This is a genomic window from Flavobacterium sp. YJ01, assembly GCF_029320955.1.
Lineage (GTDB): Bacteria > Bacteroidota > Bacteroidia > Flavobacteriales > Flavobacteriaceae > Flavobacterium.
Genome location: NZ_CP119757.1, coordinates 1,723,676 through 1,746,164, shown reverse-complemented (window position 1 = coordinate 1,746,164; position 22,489 = coordinate 1,723,676). Strand labels below are relative to the sequence as shown.

General features: G+C 33.8%; 16 protein-coding genes. 4 read left to right on the top strand and 12 right to left on the bottom strand.

The window, feature by feature from the left end:
* Positions 1–6 precede the first annotated feature (6 nt).
* The 8 genes from P0R33_RS07655 to P0R33_RS07620 form a co-directional block, all read right to left on the bottom strand.
* Entirely contained in the window at positions 7–723 is a 717-nt protein-coding gene (locus tag P0R33_RS07655) for an anaerobic ribonucleoside-triphosphate reductase activating protein (RefSeq protein ID WP_276174890.1), read from the bottom strand.
* Positions 677–844, bottom strand: coding sequence for an anaerobic ribonucleoside-triphosphate reductase (nrdD, locus tag P0R33_RS07650; protein WP_276174889.1), 168 nt, complete (start codon positions 842–844; stop codon positions 677–679). The genes P0R33_RS07655 and nrdD overlap by 47 nt, the downstream gene beginning before the upstream one ends.
* Positions 825–2,948, bottom strand: coding sequence for a ribonucleoside triphosphate reductase (locus P0R33_RS07645; RefSeq protein ID WP_276174888.1), 2,124 nt, complete (start codon positions 2,946–2,948; stop codon positions 825–827). Before P0R33_RS07645 ends, nrdD begins: the two co-directional genes overlap by 20 nt.
* Positions 2,949–2,959: 11 nt before the next feature.
* Positions 2,960–3,691 carry an iron-sulfur cluster repair di-iron protein gene (gene ric, locus P0R33_RS07640; RefSeq protein WP_276174887.1) on the bottom strand — a complete coding sequence of 244 codons (732 nt, stop codon included), beginning with the start codon at positions 3,689–3,691 and terminating at the stop codon, positions 2,960–2,962.
* 30 nt (positions 3,692–3,721) lie between these two features.
* The gene (gene nadB / locus P0R33_RS07635; protein WP_276174886.1) at positions 3,722–5,236 is read right to left on the bottom strand and encodes an L-aspartate oxidase; all 1,515 of its coding nucleotides are present in this window, start codon (positions 5,234–5,236) and stop codon (positions 3,722–3,724) included.
* 27 nt (positions 5,237–5,263) lie between these two features.
* Positions 5,264–6,196, bottom strand: a complete 933-nt coding sequence (nadA, locus tag P0R33_RS07630) for a quinolinate synthase NadA (RefSeq protein ID WP_276174885.1) — start codon at positions 6,194–6,196, stop codon at positions 5,264–5,266.
* Between the two features lie 230 nt (positions 6,197–6,426).
* Positions 6,427–8,781 carry a mechanosensitive ion channel domain-containing protein gene (locus P0R33_RS07625; protein WP_276174884.1) on the bottom strand — a complete coding sequence of 785 codons (2,355 nt, stop codon included), beginning with the start codon at positions 8,779–8,781 and terminating at the stop codon, positions 6,427–6,429.
* A 207-nt stretch (positions 8,782–8,988) separates the two neighbouring features.
* Positions 8,989–9,120 carry a hypothetical protein gene (locus P0R33_RS07620; RefSeq protein ID WP_276174883.1) on the bottom strand — a complete coding sequence of 44 codons (132 nt, stop codon included), beginning with the start codon at positions 9,118–9,120 and terminating at the stop codon, positions 8,989–8,991.
* Between the two features lie 92 nt (positions 9,121–9,212).
* On the opposite strand from P0R33_RS07620, the gene P0R33_RS07615 reads away from it, so the two are divergent.
* From P0R33_RS07615 to P0R33_RS07600, 4 genes are all read left to right on the top strand, one after another.
* Positions 9,213–9,506, top strand: a complete 294-nt coding sequence (locus tag P0R33_RS07615) for a winged helix-turn-helix transcriptional regulator (RefSeq protein WP_276174882.1) — start codon at positions 9,213–9,215, stop codon at positions 9,504–9,506.
* Between the two features lie 132 nt (positions 9,507–9,638).
* Positions 9,639–10,016 carry a hypothetical protein gene (locus P0R33_RS07610; protein ID WP_276174881.1) on the top strand — a complete coding sequence of 126 codons (378 nt, stop codon included), beginning with the start codon at positions 9,639–9,641 and terminating at the stop codon, positions 10,014–10,016.
* Positions 10,017–10,093: 77 nt separating this feature from the next.
* Entirely contained in the window at positions 10,094–14,470 is a 4,377-nt protein-coding gene (locus P0R33_RS07605; protein ID WP_276174880.1) for a CusA/CzcA family heavy metal efflux RND transporter, read from the top strand.
* Position 14,471: 1 nt separating this feature from the next.
* On the top strand, positions 14,472–15,602 hold the full coding sequence (locus P0R33_RS07600) for an efflux RND transporter periplasmic adaptor subunit (protein ID WP_276174879.1): 1,131 nt from the start codon (positions 14,472–14,474) through the stop codon (positions 15,600–15,602).
* Positions 15,603–15,667: 65 nt separating this feature from the next.
* Here the strand turns inward: P0R33_RS07600 and P0R33_RS07595 are convergent, their stop codons facing one another.
* From P0R33_RS07595 to P0R33_RS07580, 4 genes are all read right to left on the bottom strand, one after another.
* A complete protein-coding gene (locus P0R33_RS07595; protein ID WP_276174878.1) occupies positions 15,668–17,608 on the bottom strand; it encodes an oleate hydratase in 1,941 nt (646 codons plus the stop codon).
* Between the two features lie 135 nt (positions 17,609–17,743).
* Positions 17,744–18,379, bottom strand: coding sequence for a ligase-associated DNA damage response endonuclease PdeM (gene pdeM / locus P0R33_RS07590; RefSeq protein WP_276174877.1), 636 nt, complete (start codon positions 18,377–18,379; stop codon positions 17,744–17,746).
* 6 nt (positions 18,380–18,385) lie between these two features.
* Positions 18,386–20,845 carry a ligase-associated DNA damage response DEXH box helicase gene (locus P0R33_RS07585; protein ID WP_276174876.1) on the bottom strand — a complete coding sequence of 820 codons (2,460 nt, stop codon included), beginning with the start codon at positions 20,843–20,845 and terminating at the stop codon, positions 18,386–18,388.
* On the bottom strand, positions 20,846–22,447 hold the full coding sequence (locus P0R33_RS07580; RefSeq protein ID WP_276174875.1) for an ATP-dependent DNA ligase: 1,602 nt from the start codon (positions 22,445–22,447) through the stop codon (positions 20,846–20,848).
* Between the last annotated feature and the right edge of the window lie 42 nt (positions 22,448–22,489).

Below are 22,489 nucleotides of genomic sequence, written 5' to 3'. Positions count from 1 at the left end.
AGTTTGTTATTCTCTAAAAATAACTATTATTTTTGAAGTTGAGAAGTCTTTAAGTTGTATTTCTTTATTCGAACTATCTAGTTTTGAAAGCGTTGGAACATTATTCATAAAATGCTGTACATAATAATTTCCTTCAAAATTTTGAGTTTCTAAATATTCAATCATCTTCGAAAAGTCATCTTCTGAAATTAAAGAAGAATGAAAGGTAGTACGAACTTCAAACGGAATATTTGACTGAATTAAAAGTTTTAAACTCTCTTCAAATTCAGAAAATAAGCCTGATTGCGTTAGTTTTTTAAAGGTATGAGGAAGACTTTTGTAATCTAACGCGACATAATCAATTAATTGATTACGAATCAGGCTGTTCAATATTTTCGGGTTTGAGCCGTTGGTGTCTATTTTAACTGCAAATCCCATTGCTTTGATTTCTTTAATAAAATCAATTATTTTATGATGTAAAGTACATTCGCCGCCGCTTAAAACTACTCCGTCTAACAATCCTTTTCGGGTTTTTAGAAAATTTAAAACAGTTTGAAAATCTATTTTTCCTTTTCCTAAAACAATCTCTGGATTGTAGCAGTATAAACACCGCATGTTACAGCCCGCAAACCACACTATGCAGGCCGTTTTATGCGGATAATCTAATAAAGTAAAAGGCGTGAGGCTAAATATTCCTTTAATAGATAATGGTTTCTTCGAAATGTTTGCGTTGTTGGTGTTCACCTTTTTTTCCAATATTAAAACTTTCTACAGGTCTGTGATATCCCATTACGCGGGTGTAAACCAAACATTTGCTTCTTTCGTTTTTGTGTTCTGTTAAAACTTTATGCGTTTTTGTTTTCATAAGCCAAGTGTTTTTGATTGTTTTTTTGAAGTAAAATTTCATCACATTTCGGACAATATTCATGTTCTCCGTTAAGATAGCCATGAATAGGGCAAATGCTGAAAATTGGTGTTACAGTGATGTAAGGCAATTTGAAGTTGGTTAAAACTTTTTTTACGAAGTTTTTACAAGCTTCTGGACTGCTTATTTTTTCTCTCATGTAAAGATGCAAAACTGTACCGCCAGTATATTTACATTGTAATTCGTCTTGAAGCAATAAAGCCTCAAAAGGATCGTCGGTGTAATCTACCGGAATCTGCGAACTATTGGTGTAATAAATATTTTCATTTTGTCCCGCTTGCAAAATCTCTGGAAAACGCTTTTTGTCTTCTTTTGCAAAACGATACGTTGTTCCTTCGGCAGGAGTTGCTTCTAGATTGTAAAGATTTCCAGTTTCTTCTTGAAACTCTTTCATTCTTAATCGAATATGATCTAGAATTTCGGTAGCAAAATGAATTCCTGAACTACACGTAATATTCTGTTTTCCATCAGAAAAATTAATTACCATTTCGTTCATTCCGTTTACGCCAATTGTCGAAAAATGATTTCTAAAATGCTCCAAATAACGTTTCGTGTACGGATACAATCCGCGGTCGTACATTTGCTGAATAAAGACTCTTTTCTTCTCCAAAGTCGATTTGGCGATTTTCAACAATTCATCCAAATGAGCAAACAAATTGATGATATTTCCTCTATGCAAAAAGCCTAAACGTGCCATATTAATTGTAACAACACCGATACTTCCAGTCATTTCTGCGCTTCCAAAAAGTCCATTTCCTCGTTTTAGCAATTCTCTTAAATCGAGTTGTAATCGGCAGCACATGCTTCTAACGGCATTGGGTTTGTAAGCTTCTGGATTTTCGATTCGATTTCCTTTTTCATCCAAAATATATTGGCTTCCAATAAAATTCTGAAAATAAGACGAACCAATTTTAGCGGTATTTTCAAATAATAAATTGACATTTTCTCCATTCCAATCAAAATCTTCGGTAATATTCACGGTCGGAATCGGAAAAGTAAAGGGTTGCCAATTCGCATCACCTTCAGTCATAATTGTATAATACGCTTTATTGATGAGGTCCATTTCCTGCTGAAAATCGGCATATTTTAAATTCGTTAGTTTTTCAACGCCTCTTTTTTGAGCTTCTTCAATTAGATTTTTATCTTTTATTTTAGAAAATAAATGCTCGTTATTTTGTGTCGGAATCTGCTCTTTTAAATCTTCTGGAACATTCCAATCCAAAGTAATATTCGTAAAAGGCGATTGTCCCCAGCGCGCTGGAACATTCAAATTATAAACAAAACTTCTAATTGCTTTTAGAACTTCTTCATACGAAAGCTGATCTTTAAAAACATAAGGTGCCAAATAGGTGTCAAACGAACTGAAAGCTTGAGCACCAGCCCATTCGCTTTGCAAAATTCCCAAAAAATTAGCCATTTGTCCCAAAGCTTCTCTAAAATGAGAAGGAGGTCTGCTCTCGACACGTCCTCGAACGCCATTAAAACCTTCATTTAATAGTACTCGCAGGCTCCAACCAGCGCAGTATCCGGTAAGACAATCCAAATCATGAATGTGTATGTCGCCATTCCTATGAGCAGAACCTTCTTCTTTATTGTATATTTTATCCAGCCAATAATTGGCGATCACTTTTCCTGCGGTATTGCTGACTAATCCCGCATTTGAATATGAAATATTCGCATTCGCATTGATTCGCCAATCTGACTGGTTTATGTATTCTTCAACAGTTTGTGTGCTGTCTATATAAGTCGTATCATCGTTTAAACCATTAATATGTTCGCGCTGTAATTTTCGGGTATGACGGTAAATAATAAACGAACGCATGGTTTGGAAATAACCGTTTTCAAAAAGAACTCTTTCAATAATATCTTGAATTTCTTCAACAGGCCAAGAATATTTGACTTCCAGACCAGAAAGAACAATCTTGTAAATCTTTTTATCGAAAGGTTTATTGACACTTTGAAAAGCTTTTTGAATTGCATCCTGAATTTTATAAGCTTCAAAAGGCTTATAATCTCCATTTCGTTTTATTACATATTTTTCCATCCTAAATATATTTACAGTACTTTTTCGAAAGTTTTTTCCAGTTCAATTACTTTTGGGAAAAGGATATTATTTTCTAAATGAATATGTTTTCGTAAATCTTTTTCAAATTCTTCCAGCATTGCAAAAGCTACTTTGTACGTATTGCAAGATTCTGTTGGCGGCGTGTAATTATTTGTCAATGCTGCAATTCGTCTAAAACGTTTGCTTTCTGTTTCATGATCTTCTTTTAATGTTGCGATCGGATTTTCAACACTTAAAAAAGGTGGCGTATCTAAATAGTCTCCTTTACTTTGAGCATTTTTCATTTTTATAATGAAAGGAAAAACAACTGTTTCTTCTCGATTTAAATGTGCTTTTAAATCCAAAAAAGATTTTGAGAAAATCGTATGAATTTCATGCAATTCAGGATGAATAGCCCCTTGAGCCCCAGATAATTTATTTAAGTATTGAAGAATTATAGGCGCTTTTTCGTTAATGTATCTATGATGTGTTTTGGTGAGATAATCTGCTATAACATCAACAGGCCATGTTTTATAATCAAAAGATTGATTAACAGTGCTTCGTTTTGCATCTCGAATGTATTCTATTAAAATAGCTTCGTCGATGTCTCTTTTTTTGCAAACTTCCTCAATAGTTCGAAATCCTTTACAGCAAAAATCAATGTGGTATTTTGTAAAAACAGCCGCCGTTCTGAAATCATCTGCTACGATTTCGCCAATGGTACTTTTATTAGTTAGTTTCATAATGGGAGTATGTATAGATTAATTTTTGATTCAGCACATTTGTTTGTTTTTTGCCTCATTACAATGGTTTATTATAAGTAAAGAAGTCGCTATCATGTTCGAAAATTCAATAAACGGAATTGTAATTTCATGCGATTCTGTAAGTGAAACGGCATAATTATGAAGCTCTTTTATTTTTATAAAATACAATTCAGCATTGCGTTCTTCACTAGTGTAAAATGAAGTAACCAATTTTTGCAACTCTTTTTTTAATATTTCGAATGATAAATAATCATCAACTCGATGCGCTTTTGGAAACTTTGGAATTAGTATTTTGGATGAAAAAATAAATTCGGCAATAGTTTTGTCTACATTTTCACAAGCTTGATGCGCAAAAACCAAAGCTTCTAAAAGTGAATTGGAAGCCAAACGATTTTTACCATGAAGTCCAGTTCTAGCGCATTCGCCAACAGCGTAAAGATTTTTAATCGAAGTTGTAGCATTTTCATCTACTTTAATTCCACCACACTGATAATGAGCGGCAGGAACAACCGGAATTAAATCTTTTTCAGGTTTTATTCCTAATTCATTGCAATGTGCCGCAATTACTGGAAAATGAGCATAAAAATCGGCTTTATTCAAATGCCTGCAATCTAAGTAAACATGATTTTTTCCGCTCAATCGAAGTTCTTTACTGATAGCCTCGGATACCATGTCTCGTGTAGCCAATTCGCCTCGAATATCATATTTAAATAAAAATCTTTTTCCTTCATCGTTTACAATATGAGCGCCAAAACCTCTAACGGCTTCAGAAATTAAAAACAACGGATTTTCTTTTGCAGTAAACAAAGCTGTTGGATGAAACTGCATATATTGCATGTCAACAATTTCTGCTCCTGCACGCGCTGCCATTGCAATTCCGTCTCCAGTTGCAATTTTAGGATTAGTAGTATTTTCAAAAAGCTGACCGCAACCGCCCGTACTTAATACAACAGTTCGAGTTCTAATATATTTGATTCGATTGTATTTCTTTTCATAAAAAAAGGCTCCGGTACAGATCGTTTTATTCCGCTTCACTTCTGTATTCAAGTCAATCACCAGATGGTTTTCTAAAAGTTCAATGTTTGGCATTTTCTTGATGATCTTGAGCAGTTTACGCTCAATTTCTAATCCGGAGCTATCTTTATGATGTAGTATTCTGTTTTGAGAATGTCCGCCTTCAAGTCCTAAATCCCATTGTCCTTTTTCGTTTTTGTCAAAAGAAGTTCCAATTTCGATTAATTCCTGAAGTCTTTCAGGAGCTTGTCTAATCACCATATTAACAATTTCTTTGTCGCATAAACCACCTCCAGAACGAAGCGTATCGTGAATGTGTTTATTAAAACTGTCTTTCATAAGGTCGGTTACCACAGCAATACCGCCTTGTGCCAGTTGTGTATTGGTGTTTTTGGCAGTTTCTTTGGTCATTATAACAATAGATAAATCTGGGCGTTTTTTTGCCGTTTTCATCGCAAAAAATAATCCCGAAATACCAGAACCGATGATCAATATATCTGTTTTAAGCATGTTATTTTGATTTTAGCGTTATTGCATTTATGATAATTCAAGCATTCTTTCAATTGGTTTTAAAGCTTCTATTCTAAGCTTTTCTGAAATCTTCATTTCCGGACTTTCATTTTTAAGACACCAATACAATTTTTCAAGCGTATTCATTTTCATGAAAGCACATTCGCTGCAAGCGCAAGTATTGTCTTCTGTGGAAGGAGCCGGAATCAACGTTTTATCGGGTACCGCTTTAGAAAGCTCATGCAGGATACCGGCTTCTGTAGCCACAATGAAAACGGCAGCAGGATCCGTTTTAATAAAATTAATAATGCCCGAAGTAGAACCGATGTAATGTGCCACCTTCAAAATATGGCTTTCAGATTCAGGATGCGCTGCTATTTTCGCATTCGGATTCTTATTATAAATTTCAATTAATTTGTCTAATGAAAAGGCTTCATGCACAACGCAAGAGCCTTTCCATAAGACCAAGTCACGTTTGGTTTCTTTTTTGAGATAATTACCTAAATTCTCATCTGGAGCAAATATGATTTTTTGTTCTTCGGAAATAGAACCGATTATTTTTTTGGCATTCGCCGAAGTGCAAACCAAATCGCTCATGGCTTTTATTTCGGCAGAACAATTTATATAAGTTACGACAACATGATCAGGATATCGTTCTTTAAACAATTTAAAATCTTTTGGATGACAACCATCTGCAAGAGAACATCCCGCTTCCCAATCTGGTAGTAATACTTTTTTATTTGGGTTTAAAATTTTAGCGGTTTCCGCCATAAAGTGAACGCCAGCAAAAACAATAACATCGGCATTTGTTTGTTGTGCTTTTTTAGATAATTCAAGACTATCACCGATAAAATCTGCCATTTCCTGAATTTCCTCATCTTGATAATAATGAGCCAGAATTACAGCATTTTTTTCTGTTTTTAATCGGGTTATTTCTTGTCTTAAAAAGTTCTTGTTCATTTTAAATCGTAATCAATTTTTTGTTTTGATGTACTTTAAGCACATAATTTTAATAGGGTAAATGTATTATCATCATTTTTTTTAAAACATGATTCTAATCATACTCTTATATATTTATTTTTTTATTTTATGCAGTAGAGAAGGTTTTGAAAAAGAGTATTAAATAAAAAAAAGCTGCAACTCTTTTTAGAGCTACAGCTTTTTTATTAATCAGGATATTTTAATTTCTTTTAACTAGAAAAATTCAAACCTTTATTTTTAAAACTCACATAAAGTTCTTGTCTTGCCGAACTTATTGTTTCTTCGGTTCTGTAAATACTGCACCAGAATTTAATGAGCAGTTTGTATTTTCCGTCAGAAATAGAACTGTAATAAATTTGAGATGGTTTTGCATTGTTTACCATCGGCAAGTTTGCGAGCGTTTCGTTTACAATAGTATTTATTTCTTCAGGAATAGTTTCTCCGTTGATTTCAAAAGTAATTTCGACCAATTTAAAATTGTCTGTATAGGTCCAGTTCGTGATATTTTGAGACAACAAATTACCATTCGGAATAATAATTTCGGCACCGTTTGGCGCATTTATTTTGGTTGTACGAAGTCCCATCGATTTTACACGACCAGATTCTGAACTAATTTCTACAACATCGCCAATTTGGATTGGTTTATCAAAAATCAAAATAATTCCCGATACAAAGTTGTTAACCACATTTTGAAGTCCAAGACCAACACCGACACCTAAAGCTCCTAAGAGAATACTTAATTTGTCTAAAGGCATTCCTGATGCGGCAACTGCCAGAAGATAACCACTTATTAAAACTACTAATCGCGTTATAAGCAATTTAGAATGCTGTCTTTTATTGATGTTTTCTTCGTTTTCATCGTCAATTTCGCCAAAGAAATACGCCACATATTTCTGTAATAAATGTGCTGCCCAAATGATAATAAAGAATAAAACAATATTGCCTAGCGTAAAAGTAATGCTTCCGATTGTGTTCGGATGACTTAATAATGAAGCTAGAGAAGCACGAAGCGATTCCCAAATATTAAGATTAGAAGCAATAACAATCAGCCACATATAACTGATTACGATGATGAAAGGTTTTTTAAGCGTGTCTGATAAACTTTCGTAATCAAACATTTTTTCGATTCCTCTTTTAACTCGAGTTGTATAAATCTGCAATAAGATGATTTCTAAGATAATCTTCAATAAAACGCTTAAGGCAACAATCTGTGTTAAAGAAATAAATGCAGTAAGACTTAACATGTTGGAAAGCGAAACTCTTCCGAACAAATTGTAAAGAATCGATAAAACATTTAATCCGATAAAAAGAATGCTAGCCCATTTAAAAAAGCCTTTTATATACAATTCATCTTTAAGTGTTTTAATCTGAACTAAACCGTATCTAATTCCTAAAAGATTAATTGCAACAAAAGCAAAACGCTGTAATAATCCGATTGTGATAAATAAATCTAGGAAGCAAAGCGAAAAAAATAATCCTAAAAGGAAAAGCCAATTTCGCATAGAAACTCCCGACCATTGATTTTTAAAGAGAATAGTCAAAACCCCAAGAAGGAAAAGCTGTAATAATTCTAAAAATAGGGCAGGAGCATATAAATTGGTAACTACTGCAATGTTTAATGCAATTACTAAAACGGGCAATAAAACACCTCGATTTAAGTATTTGAAATTTAAAAGTGAAAGACTTTCTGTATAATTATTTTCTTTTAAATATTTTATATTTCGGGAAATGTACCAAAACAAAAGTCCCATAAAGAAAGCCAGAGTAATCAATCCACCAGCTTTGTAGCTTAGATAATAAGCTGCAACATTTTCTTCAATTATGATTTTGGCTTTGATGTTATGCGTTACTTTTTTAGAAACGGCAGAATCTCCAATCTGCCACAAAGAAGGATATTCTTTTTTGAAAATACTGATTCCAGATTTTTCTAATTTATTTTCAACCGTAACCAAAGCATTAGAAACGGCAATTTTTCGCTCAACAGTAAGTCTTTTTTTATTGTTTAAAGTCGTTTGGTTTTTTGTCATAAGACTATCTGTACCAACGTATCTTTTTCTAAGATTTGCAAATTCTTTTTTGAATTGCTGACGACGAATCGTGTCTTTTATCAAAGTCATTAAAGTCTTATCTTTTCGAAGTTCGATAACACGACTTTTGATTTTTTCAAGACTTAGATTTTTCTCATTAATGGCTTTATTTTGGTCTTCTAATTCTTGTTGAATTTCTTGAAGAACAACACGATACATTTGCTGGTTGCGAACATTCGGATTTGCACCTTTTAAACTTTCAAGAATTAAATTCAGTTTACTTTCGGTACGTTTCATTTCGCCAAAAAGATGGCGTGTATCACCCGCAAAATCAATGTCATTGTAGGCAGATTCTAATACTTCTCCGGCTTTTTCGATTGCCATTAAATAATCGCTGTCGGTAGCTGTAGTATCGTTGAATAAACGTCCGCGACTTTCTTTTTTGACCTGTTTTTGTTCTTGTGCGTAATTAGACTGCGAAAAGAAAAAAAGAAAAAATAAGGATAGAAAATAAAAAGTTTTTTTTAGAAAAATCATAATGTAAAGGGCTTATTTAGGGAGCTCAAATTTAATTGTTTTTAGAAAACTTTCGGTCACTAAATATTAAATTTAAGTAAGTTTAAAACGCTTTATATTATGGGTTTATTTTATGAGTTTCTAAAAGTGATTTTGTTCAAAGAATGAAAATTATTTATGATATTAAAATCATATGAAAAGTATCATAAACAAAACAGAAATTATTTTTTAAAATATAAATGCAATGCCAATGATTAATAAGATGCTCATTGCAATTAAAGAATAAATTACGGTCTGAATTAGTTTCTCCTTTTTTAGTAATTCTTCGAAACTCATTTCGCTTGGTTTCTTTACTTTCATTTTATATTTTTACGCTTGAAGTTTTGCAAATTTTAATAAAAAAATTAATCTAAAGCAATAAGTCATAATTTTTTGACTACTTAAATAATCCAATGGAAGAAATCGAAACTTGTCCGGCACAAAGACTTTTAAAAATGTTATCTGGTAAATGGAAAGCTGAAATTTTTCGTTTGGCATCAGAATCTCCATTACGTTTTAATACTTTGCTGAGACAAATTCAAGGTTCTAACAAACAATCTTTGGCAACAGCGCTAAAAGAATTAGAAGAAGAAGGACTTTTAGAAAAAACAACAATTAAACTGAAACCTTTGCACATCGAATATAATTTGACGGAAAAAGGAAAAGCTTTGATTCCTGTTTTTCAGCAGTTAGAAGGGTTATCTTAATTTAAAACTGTTTTTTAAAATCATACTGCTTTTAAGATGTTTAGCAGGATCAATATGTTTAAATTGTTAAATCCAACACTTTGAACTATTATTAATGTTGAGATTTTATATTATTTAAGTTAAATTTGCCATGTGCATAAACAAATTGTCTACATATTTATTTTTCTAATTGCTTCAAACAGCAGTTTTATTCAGCAGTTTTATAAACTGCCGATACTGATTGAGCATTTTCAAGAGCATCAAAAACTGCAAAATGTAAGTTTTATAGATTTCTTGTCGATGCATTATTGGGGAGAAGATTTGAATGATAATGATGATGATCGCGATATGCAACTTCCCTTTAAAGTGATTAGCAGCAGCTCCTTTCATTTTGTTTTTATTTTAGACGACAAAGATTTACTTCCAGTTCCTTTTAAACTGGATTTGCCACAATCCAAAATTCCAACTTACAGATCCGATCTTTTCTCAGATCCGAATCTCCTTTCTCTTTTTAGACCTCCGATTGCATAATTAATTTTTAAATTTTTTGCTGTGGCTAAGACATTTCGTTTTGGTCGCTCATTTATTATTTTTTAATTAATTATAAGATGCTTAATAAAGTAATTCAGTTCTCAGTTAAGAACAAACTGGCGATTGGAATCTTTACACTGCTGTGGATTGTCTACGGCGTGTATGAGGTTACGCAATTGCCAATTGATGCCGTGCCCGACATCACTAATAATCAGGTACAAATTATTACAACGGCGCCCTCTCTTGGCGCAGAAGATGTAGAAAGATTAATCACTTTCCCGATCGAACAGGCGATTAGTAATATTCCGCATTTAAAAGAAAGCAGAAGTATTTCTCGTTTCGGACTTTCGCTTGTAAGTGTTGTTTTTGAAGATGATGCCGATGTATATTGGGCTCGACAACAAATTACAGAAAGGCTTCAACAAGTAGAAATTGACAGAAATGCCAATGCGCCAGAAATGGCTCCCGTAACAACTGGTTTGGGAGAAATCTATCAATATGTTTTAAAACCTATAAAAGGTTACGAAGAAAAATATTCTTTAGAAGATTTACGAACCATTCAAGATTGGACCATAAGAAGACAGCTTCTCGGAACTCCAGGAATTGCAGATGTTTCGACTTTTGGAGGAAAATTGAAACAATATGAAATTGCGGTAAATCCTGCCAGATTAAAATCGCAAAACCTCACAATTACAGAAGTTTTTACCGCCTTAAATAATAGCAATGAAAATACTGGCGGAGCTTATATCGAAAAAGGTCCGACGGTTTCTTACATCAGAAGTACGGGTTTAGCCAAAAGTATTGAAGATATTGAAAACATTGTAGTTAAAAGTACGCAAGGCGGATTACCGATTTTAGTGAAAGATGTGGCAAACGTCAAAATTTCTTCTGCCATTCGTTACGGTGCATTGACCACAGATGAATTTGGAGAATCTGTTGGTGGAATTGTGATGATGTTAAAAGGTGAAAATGCCAATAATGTCATTGTCAATGTAAAAGACAAAATTGCTCAAATTGAGAAGATTTTGCCAGAAGGGTTAAAAATCGAACCTTTCTTAGACAGAACCAAAATGGTAGACAACGCCATCGGGACTGTACAGAAAAATTTGATTGAAGGTGCTTTAATCGTCGTTTTGATTTTAGTTTTATTTTTAGGAAATCTTAGAGCGGGTTTTATCGTAGCTTCTGTAATTCCGCTAGCGATGCTTTTTGCCATTATTATGATGAATACTTTTGGCGTAAGCGGAAATTTAATGAGTCTTGGCGCATTAGATTTCGGATTAATTGTAGACGGAGCCGTAATTATTGTGGAAGCCATTCTGCATCATCTTCACAGTTCGAAAAAATACCAAACGATAGATAGTATTTCGCAAGACGAAATGGATAAAGAAGTTTCGGGATCGGCTTTCAGAATGATGAACGCGGCGGTTTTTGGACAAATTATTATTCTAATCGTTTATCTGCCAATTCTTTCTTTACAAGGAATTGAAGGTAAAATGTTTAAACCAATGGCACAAACTGTTGCTTTTGCCATTTTAGGCGCTTTTATTTTGTCATTGACGTATGTGCCAATGGTTAGCGCGTTATTTCTAAGCAAAAAAATCAGTCATAAAAAGAATCTTTCTGATCGAATTATGGCCAAGTTAGAAAATGCATACGAAGGTTGGCTAACAAAAGCTTTAGGCATTAGAAAATCTATTGTTATTGCAGCATTTGTACTTTTCGGAATCGCTGTTGTTTTGTTCGGAAGAATGGGAGGAGAATTTATTCCGCAATTAGAAGAAGGAGATTTTGCTGTTGAAACGCGATTGTTATTAGGAACAAATCTTTCTACCACAACCGAAACTATCGAGAAAATTTCAAGAGAATTAAAGAAAGAATTTCCAGAAGTACAACAAGTGGTTTCTAGAATTGGAAGTGCCGAAATCCCAACCGATCCGATGCCAATTGAAGGCGGCGATATGATTATTGTTCTAAAAGACAAATCAGAATGGACAAGTGCTTCTTCGTTTCCAGAATTGGCAGATAAAATGACGAAAACCGTTAAAAGAATTGCGCCGGGAGTTACAACTGGATTTCAATTTCCTGTTCAAATGCGTTTTAACGAATTAATGACAGGAGCGAAACAAGATTTGGTTTGTAAAATTTACGGAGAAGATCTTAATAAACTTTCAGAATATGCTGAAAAGTTAGGTTCGATAAGTAAAACAGTTCAGGGCGCGGCTGATCTTTATGTAGAAAAAGTGACCGGAATGCCTCAAATCGTAATTGATTACAATTGGGCAGAAATGGCAAAATACAGTTTGCGTGTTGCCGATGTTAATACAACTATTAATGCGGCATTTGCTGGAGCTGTTGCAGGAAGTATTTACGAAGGAGAAAAACGTTTTGACATGGTTATTCGCGTAGAAGATAGCGGCAGAAAAGGAATTGAAGATGTTAGAAATCTTTTGATTGCAACACCTTCAGGAATGCAGATTCCATTGTATCAAGTCGCCAACGTAGAAGAAGTTGAAGGTCCGAACCAAATTCAGCGTGAAAATGCAAAACGTAGAATCATTGTCGGTTTTAATGTTCGAGGACGAGACGTTCAGTCGATTGTAGAAGAATTACAACAAAAAGTAAATCAGCAGATTAAATTTGATCCGGGTTATTATATCACTTATGGAGGAGCTTTTGAAAATCTTCAGCAAGCAAAATCAAGATTAGGAGTTGCTGTTCCGGCAGCTTTATTAATGATTTTTGCTTTACTGTATTTTGCTTTCCGATCTTTCAAAGAAGGAATTATCATTTTTACGGCAATTCCATTATCGGCAATCGGAGGTGTTTTTGCTTTAGGAATGCGCGATATGCCTTTTAGTATTTCTGCTGGAGTTGGATTTATAGCGCTTTTTGGAGTAGCGGTTTTAAACGGAATTGTTTTGATTTCTGAGTTTAATCGAATTCAAAAACAAGGCAAAATTACCGATCCTTTCCAAATTATTTTATTAGGAACAAAAAACAGATTGCGTCCCGTTTTAATGACTGCAGCTGTGGCTTCTTTAGGATTTCTTCCAATGGCTTTAAGTAATGGAGCAGGAGCGGAAGTACAGCGTCCGTTGGCAACCGTTGTAATTGGTGGATTGGTTACAGCGACACTTCTTACGCTTTTTGTACTTCCAGCCATTTATTTAATGACCTATCACGCTAAAGGTTTTTCTAAAAAAAGAAAAAAACATATGAATAATCTAACCATTTTATTGAGCATTCTTTTTATTGGGAATGTAGCTAAAGCACAGGAATTACCAATTTCGCTTGACGAATCAATTTCTATCGCCATTCAAAATAATAGAATTGTTAAGTCGGCAAAGTTGAATGAACAATCTAAAAATTATCTGCAAAAATCGGCTTACAATATTCCGCAAACGCAGATAGATGCCGATTACGGTCAATTTAATAGTATAAAAAACGATACACGATTCGGAATCAGCCAAACTTTTGCTTTTCCTACTGTTTACAGCAATCAGAAAAAAGCTTTGAAAGCCGATTTTAATAAAGCAAAAACAGAAGTGCAATTGACATCACAAGAAATTAAAACTCGCGTTCGAAATGTTTACTACGATTATTTGTGGTTGAATAGCAAAAAAGAACTTTTGGTTTATGCCGATTCGATCTACAGAATTATGGAGAAAAAATCGGATTTGAGATTTAAAGCAGGAGAAGCCAATGTTTTAGAAAAAAGCGCTTCGCAATCTGCCAGACAATTTTATAGTAATCAATTGCTTATGGTAAACCGAGATATCGAAATTGCTATAAATTCATTTAATGCTATTCTTCAAGACAAAGTTGAGTATAGTCCGAAAAAAGAAAAACTGAAAGCAACTTTAAATCATTCTTCAATAGAAAATCTTAAAGCAGAAAATCTTCCAGCAGTACAAGTTTCACAATTTGAATCCGAAGCTGCAAAATGGAGATGGAAAACCGAAAGCGCTAAAATGCTTCCTGAAATTACTTTAGGTTATAACAATCTGAGTATTATTGGAAATCAGACGAATGCTTCAGGTCAAGATGTTTATTATGGAAGCGGACAAAGATTTAATTATGTGAATGCTGGACTTTCAATTCCTGTTTTTTTCACAAGTCAGTCAGAAAGAAAAAGAGCAGCAAAAGCAGAATATGAAAGTTTTGTAGAACTTTCTGAAGCCGCTAAAATTGAAGTGAAAACTAATATCGAAAACGCCGATAGAGAACTAAAAAAATATCAAGAAAGTTTAGAGTATTATGAGAAAGACGGTTTAAAAAATGCCCAAACAATTATCGAAGCTTCTAGCAGTCAATTGCAAAATGGAGATATTGATTATCTGCAATGGGTTTTGGTAGTTAACCAAGCGATTACGATAAAAAGTGAATATCTAGACGCATTAAATGCTTACAATAAAGCAGTTGTAACACTGCAAAATCTTAATAATATTTAAAATGAAAAAATATATTGCAGCGTTTATAAGCGCTATTTTCTTGATTTCTTGCGGAAATAAGAAAAATGAAGAGAACAAAAATACTGAGGTCAAAAATATCAATATCATTAAATTAAGCGCTGAACAGATTAAAAATGCTGATTTGCAATCAGGTAATCCCACAGTAAAAAATGTAAAAGAGATTTTACAGCTTCAAGGAACCGTTACAGTTCCGCCAAAAAGTGTGGTCAGCATTAGTATTCCGTTAGGTGGTTATGTAAAAAGTACCAATTTAATTGCAGGAATGAATGTGCAGAAAGGACAAGTTTTAGCCGTTTTAGAAGACATGCAGTTTATCGAATTGCAGCAAAATTATTTAATGGCGAAAGAAAAATTCGAATTGGCTCAAAATGAACATAAAAGGCAAAAAGAATTGAATGCAAATAAAGCGGCGAGCGATAAAGTTTTGGAACAGATTACGACTGAAATGAGAACGCAACGTATTACAATGTCTTCATTAGAACAAAAATTAAATTTATTAGGAATTAATGCTAAAACGCTGAATGTTAATAATATTAGTAAAACGATAAAGGTAGTTTCTCCAATAAATGGCTTGGTTTCTAAAGTGAATGTCAATATCGGAAAATATGTAAATCCGACTGATATGCTTTTTGAACTAATCGATAAAAAAGACATCGTTTTGACTTTAAATGCTTTTGAAAAAGACGTTGCATCACTTTCAATTGGGCAAACCGTTATGGCGTATACAAATGCTTCCGAAAACAAAAAATACGCGGCCAAAATTGCTTTTATCAATCAAAGTTTAAATGGAGATAGAGCTGCAGAAATTATCTGCAAAGTAAATGCTTATAATCCTGCGCTTTTGCCTGGTCTTTTTGTAAATGCTGAGGTTGAAGTTGAAAATCAAAAAGCATTGACAGTACCAGAAGATGCTGTGGTGCGTTGGCAGGGTAAATTTTATGTTTTCACCGATATTGGCAACAATCAATTTCAGATGAATGAAGTAAAATCAGGAGTTAAAAATGAAGGATATTCTCAAATTATTTCTGATGCGATTTCTAATTCATCAAAAGTTGTAATCAAAAATGCCTATACGCTTTTGATGTCGGCTATGAATAATGATGAACAATAATATTTTCATTGAAAAATGATAAATAAGAAAACCCAGTAAATTTAGTTTTACTGGGTTTTATTTTGCTAATCTTTTATTCCTTTCAGCCAATCTTTAAAGCGGCTAAACTGCTCGCCAATAAAAGATTCATGATCGTCTTTATCTTCTTCAATTGGCGGTAAAATATGTTCAAAATATGTTCCTCTTAAGACTTTATGCAGAATGCCTTCTCCTAAAAATGCTTTACCATCATTTAACGTTCTAACAGCTTTTAAAAGATGTCGAATATCATATTGCAACGGATTAATATCTGGAACTTGCTTGTTCAAATTCAATAACTTGTAAACCGCAATTCTAGCAGTTCTAATCGAACTTTCCATCGTAAATACCACATCGTTATTGGTCTCGACAAATTGTCCTATTAATCCAAGATTTTTGCATCCTTCTGGCACAACGCGCGGACGATCGCCTTTTGCTCTCGGCATAAACATCGAAGTGATATAAGGCATGAAAGCGGTTCTTACAATAGTATTTTCTATAATATTATCAAGTTTGTCTAGAATTCCTAAATGAAAAGATAATTCGGTCAAAATCTCATCTCCGGTGCATTCTGGCATTGCTTTTTTAATGTAATTTCCAGGTTTGTCCATAAACAAGGCATAAACCCAAAGCACCAAAATATCATCTGGCTGATCTGGAAAATGAGGCTGTCTGTTGCAGGTAAAACTCATTAACCAATTAGAATCTGTGATTGTGATAATTCCGCCCGTAACTGTTTTTCCAGAATAAGGATCATTCACAGAATATTCTTTTAGCTTTTCTACAAAAGCAGAAGGTTTGCAAGTAAGCGTCACCGATTCCCAAGAAGATTTTTCAATATTTGTGCAGAACTTTTCGGGTTTTCCAAAAATTGGTGATTTGGCAGCAAGGTTTTTCCATAACATCCATCCCGCACTTTTTCCGCTTGTAGAGTTGTCGATACCGATAATTGGAGCTGTTTTATTATCTCCATAAAAAGTATCTTCGGTCATCGAGCCTGTTGTTACGATTACAAAATCATCTTTTCCAACTGGATTTCTGGTTTCTTTTCCTTCATGTTCTGTAATAATTCCTTCAACAATTTTTCCTTCAGTATTACTTTGAATCACTAAATCTTTGATAAGCGTATGAAATTTGATGTTAACACCTTTTTCTTCAAGGAATTTTCGCAGTGGCGTAACAAAAGTATCGTATTGGTTATATTTCGGAAATACCAAAGACGAAAGATCATTTAACCCGTCAATTGCGTGAAGAAACCGATGCATATACAGTTTTAATTCTAATAAACTATGCCAGTTTTCAAAAGCGAACATCGTTCTCCAGAAAGTCCAAAAGTTGCTTTCTAAAAACGATTCGCTAAAATAATCTTCAATAGTCAAGTCGTCCAATTCGTCTTTTCTTTTCAGCAGAAGTTTTACAATCGCCAATTGGTCTTTTTTGTTTAAACCAAATTTGCTAAAATCTTTAATTTCACCATTTTTATGAATTAATCTTGCTTTCGAATAATTCGAATCATTATCATTTATTAATCGATATTCGTCTAAAACTGTGTAAGGTGGCGGCATTTCTAAAGCTGGAATATCCTGAAAAATATCCCAAAGATTTTCGTAAGTCATATCCATTTCACGGCCGCCGCGAATCATATAGCCATCTTTCGGATTTCCAGAACCATCTAAAGAACCTCCATCGATGTGAAGTTGTTCTAAAAACGTAATGTTTTTCGCTGGAATTCTTCCGTCTCGAATAAAATAATAAGCAGCAGCCATTCCAGCAATTCCGCTTCCTACAATATAGATTTTACTGTTTTCGTGAGATTTGAGCGGAATTCCAATATTACGTTGGTAATTTCCAATCTGATCTGAAAACGGCATCGATTTTTCTGGGGTGTTCAATTGCGTTTCAGTACTCGAATCTGGTTCGTGATTAACATTTCCGTAGGTCGTAGAATTGTTGAGAACTTTGTCAAATTTTGATGTAATATTCTTCATTTTCTAAGCTTTAGATGTTTGTCGAACTAAATTAAGCCTAAATTTTGAAAGATAATTCTTTTATTTTTGAGAATAAATACGTATAAATAATTGATTGTTAATTAGATATGAACTAATGTTTGACTAAATATTATCTCAGTTTTTATTTATTTCAATAACCTCATTTCCTGCAATAGCATAAATTGTGTCTTCTGGATTAGGTTTAAGAAAATATTTTCCTGTAAACTCGCCAAATGCAGGAAGTATTATTTGGTTTGGTTTGCAAAAGAAACATTTAAGTTTTAAAGTCTGCAAACCCAAGCCACGTAAAACAATTCCGGGATGAATATGTCCTGAAAAATTAAACAAATCTGCTTTTTCTGTAGGATGATGCGTAAAAAAGAGGTTGTCAATTTCTAAAAGTTCTGTTACAATTACGCCGATTTTTTTATAATGACTTTCATCAATAATGTCGTGATTTCCAGTAATTAAATAAGTTTCTTGTTTGTGATTGGAAAGCCATTCTTCAAAAATATTCCATTCTGTATTTTTGGTGCTGTGAAATAAATCTCCCAAAAAAATGATTTTTTCGGGAAGAAAATAATTTAAAACAAGAGTGATTTTTCTAAAATTTTCAGAAATGGCATTTTGCGGAATAGCAATTCCATGTTTTCGAAAATGGGTAATTTTTCCTAAATGAACATCAGAAATAATTACTGTTTTTTTTCTTTCCCAAAAAACGGCACCGCTTGAATGCAATACAAAAGTATCATTGTTGATTTGAATTTTCATAAACTGTCATTTCATATAAGAAGCCGTCATTTTTTGAATTCTTTCTGCCAAAGTTTCGCTTGATAATTTTTCTCGCAATCGATCTGTGATGATTGGGAAACTAAAAGGCGTTGGTTTTAAGCATTGTTTCCAAATGATATTTTGACTCGCAATTCTCTCTAAAGCCAGAATCAAACGTCCTTCTTCTAACTGATGTTCAAATGTTTCGCGATAGGCTTGATGCAATAATAAATTATCGGGTTCAAAATCCCTAAAAACTTCAAACAATAATTGAGAACCGCTTTGCAAATGTTTTATTTTAACCATTTTTCCCGGAAAACCTGTAAAAACCAATCCAGCAATAACGGCAATATCTCTAAACTTTCTTCGAGCCATTTCAGTCGAATTCAAACTTTTCTGTAAATCGTGATGGACATATTCCGTTGAAAATAAATTATTATCCAAAACCGCTTCAATGTCAATTTCCTGATCCGAAAGCAATTCAAAACCATAATCATTATACGCCAAAGAAAAAGTAATCGACTGCAATAAGCTAATTCTAAATGCTAATAAACTTGCCAAAGCTTCATGCACAAAACGACCTTCAAACGGATAAAAAATAGCGTGAAATCCTTCTCTTGTTTTGAAAGTTTCAATTAAAAATTCATTTGAACTCGGAACAATTGATTCTTTTCGCTGCCGTTGAAATAAAGGTTGTAACGCTTTTAATTCTGGCGAAAGATTATCAGTATTCGCGCGATACAATTCCTGACGAAGCAATTCACTCATTTGAGAAGACAAAGCCAAACGTCCGCCCATCCAACTCGCAATTTTTGATTCTTTCTTCGGACTCGCTTTTTTTACCAAAACCTGCATATTTCTGATTTTGAACAGTTCCAGTTTTTTTCCCGCGAAAATAAAAGTATCGCCTGGTTTTAATTTCGAAATAAACCATTCTTCGATAGTTCCAATATAACCGCCGCTTAGAAATTTTACATTCATAACAGCATCGCCAACAATGGTTCCAATCTGCATTCTGTGATGCATGGCAATCATTCTGCTATTAATTTTGTAACAGCCGTTTTCGTCAATTTCTACTTTTTTAAATTCGTCGTAAGCTTGCAAACTCTGACTTCCGTTGGTAATAAAATTGAGAATCCAGTTCCAGTTTTCTTTGGTAATAGTTTGATAACTAAAAGTTGATTGAATTTCTTTGAAAATTTCATCAGGAAAAAAACCATCTGAAACGGCTAAAGTGTTGAGGTATTGTATTAAAACATCCCAACTGTTCAAGTACGGAACACGATCTTCGATAACGCTATGTTCGACTGCTTTTTTCAATGCCGAAGCTTCAATCAATTCAATAGCATGTGTGGCTAGAAAATAAATTACACTTTCTTTTCCAGGCTGATGTCCGCTTCTTCCGGCGCGTTGCATAAAACGCGCAACGCCTTTTGGTCCGCCAACTTGAATAATCGATTCGACAGGAGCAAAGTCAACACCTAAATCTAAACTTGAAGTACAAACGACTACTTTTAATTCTTCATTTCGAATCGCATTTTCTACCCAAAGTCTTGTTTCTCGGTCAATACTTCCATGATGCATTGCCATTTCGCCTGCAAATTCAGGATATTTTTCTAATAATCTTTGATACCATATTTCACAAGCCGAACGAACATTTGTAAAAATTAGAGTGGTTTTACTGGCTTTGACAATTTTTGCCACTTCATCAATTAAATGCAAACCCATATGTCCACGCCAAGGATAAGTATCCATTTTTTCTGGAATAATAGAAACTACTTTTATTTTTTTATTGATAACCGCTTTTATTAAAACAGAGTTATTATAAGCTTCAGAATCAACTCCGAGCAAAACTTCTTGCGCTTGCTGAAGATTTCCAATTGTGGCTGAAATTCCCCAAATTCTAAGGTTTTTGGCTATAGTTTTAAGTCGGGATAAACCCAATTCTACTTGAACGCCTCGTTTAGTTCCTAACAATTCGTGCCATTCGTCAATTACAATTGCACTACAATTTTTAAAAGTATTGGCATATCCTTTTGAAGCTAAAAGCAATTGCAAACTCTCTGGAGTTGTAATTAATAAATCGGGCATTTTGCCTTTTTGTTTGGCTCTTTCTGCCGCAGAAGTATCTCCAGAACGAATTCCAACTGTCATCGGAATTTCTAAATCTGTTAAAACTCGTTCTGCCGCTTGTTTTATTTCTACGGATAAAGAACGAAGCGGCGTAATCCAAATTGCTTTTAAACCAGAATTATGTTTCGTTTTATAATTAGGATTTTCTTTAATATAATTTAAAATGATTGGAAGCCAAAGTGCATAGGTTTTTCCGCTTCCTGTTGGCGCGTTCAGTAAACCATTTTTTCCTTGCAGAAAAGCAGTCCATGTTTGTGTCTGAAACGGAAAAGGTTTCCATCCCTGACTTTCAAACCAATTGCTGGCGATTGTAAAAAGCTGCTCTCTGTTCATTTATAAAATCATATTTTTTAAATCTTCTATAGAATTGGCTTCTTCGATTTTCTTGTCGTGACGCCATCTTAAAATTCGTGGGAAACGAGTTGCAACGCCGCTTTTATGTCTTTTAGAAAGTGCAATTCCTTCAAAACCAATTTCAAAAACCAATTTTGGTGTTACACTTCTTACGGGACCAAATCTTTCTAAAGTATTTTTTTTAATGAAATCATCGACCATTCTAAATTCTGCATCGGTTAAGCCAGAATACGCTTTCGCGAAAGTGACGAGTTCACGTTCCTGATTTTCATTTTCCTGCCAAAGGGCAAAAGTATAATCGGTAAATAAATTGGATCGTCGCCCGTGACCGCGCATCGCATAGGTGAGAACGGCATCTATGGTTAAAGGTTCAATTTTCCATTTCCACCAATCGCCTTTTTTTCTTCCCACCAAATACGGAGAATCTTTTCGTTTCAGCATTAAACCTTCACTTTTCATTTCGCGAGATTTCATTCTTTCATTTACAACATCTTCCCAATTAGAAAAAGTAACTCTTTCTGAAAGCTGCAACGGAATATCTTTTCCAATTAAAGTGCTGAATAATTCTTCTAATAAAGTACGACGTTCTTCGTAAGGCAGATTCCGAATATCATTTCCTTGCCATTCTAATAAATCGTACGCTTTTATGATTACAGGAGTTTTTTTTAAAACAGAAGCCGAAACATTTTTTCTTCCAATTCGAGTTTGAAGATCATTAAAAGTTCCAATCTCATTTTCTATAAAAGGAAGAATCTCGCCATCAATAACAGTTCCGTTCGGAATATTTCCGATGAAAGATTGAAATTCAGGATATTTATCGGTTACCAATTCTTCGCCACGGCTCCAAACATAAATTTCGTTTTCACGAATAATAGTTTGAGAACGAATTCCGTCCCATTTATGTTCGGCGCTCCAATCTTCAGGATTTCCTAAAGTTGAAGGCTCGCCTTCAATCGGATAAGCCAAATAAAACGGATAAGGTTTAGATAAATAATCGCTGCTTCTTTCGTCTAAAATCAATTCCTGAAAAGTTATAGTATTCGGATTCCAATCGCCCATTAATTTGTAAGCCAGCGTATCTTCGTCTATATTTTCTGCTTTAGAAAGTGCTCTCGTCATCAACTTCTGACTTAAACCAATTCTAAAACTTCCTGTAATTAATTTTGTAAAAACAAAGCGTTCGTAATAATTCAAATTCAGCCAATTGGTTTGCAAATATTCTTTCTTTTCAAAATCATCTTTCTTTTTTAAAGCGATAATTTCCTGTAAAAATTCAGTCAAACTTTTATCTGAATGTTCTTTTGTGGTTGGAATAACTAATGCAATGGTTTCGGCTAAATCTCCAACGATATGATAACTTTCTTCAAACAGCCAAAGTGGAATATTAGCGATTTCATTTGCCCATAATCGCAATAAAGTAGTATTTACAGGTCGAGGCGGACGCCTATGCGAAAGAATTGCAATTGTCCAGACTTTATCTTCGTCACTTGCTTTCAAGAAATAATTAGTCAAAGCATCTACTTTTACCGATGTTTTATTAGAACTGTCTAAGGTTTTTATAAGCTCGGCAAAGTTTTTCATTTTTTGGTTGTTGGTTTATAGTTGATTGTTGATGGTTTGATA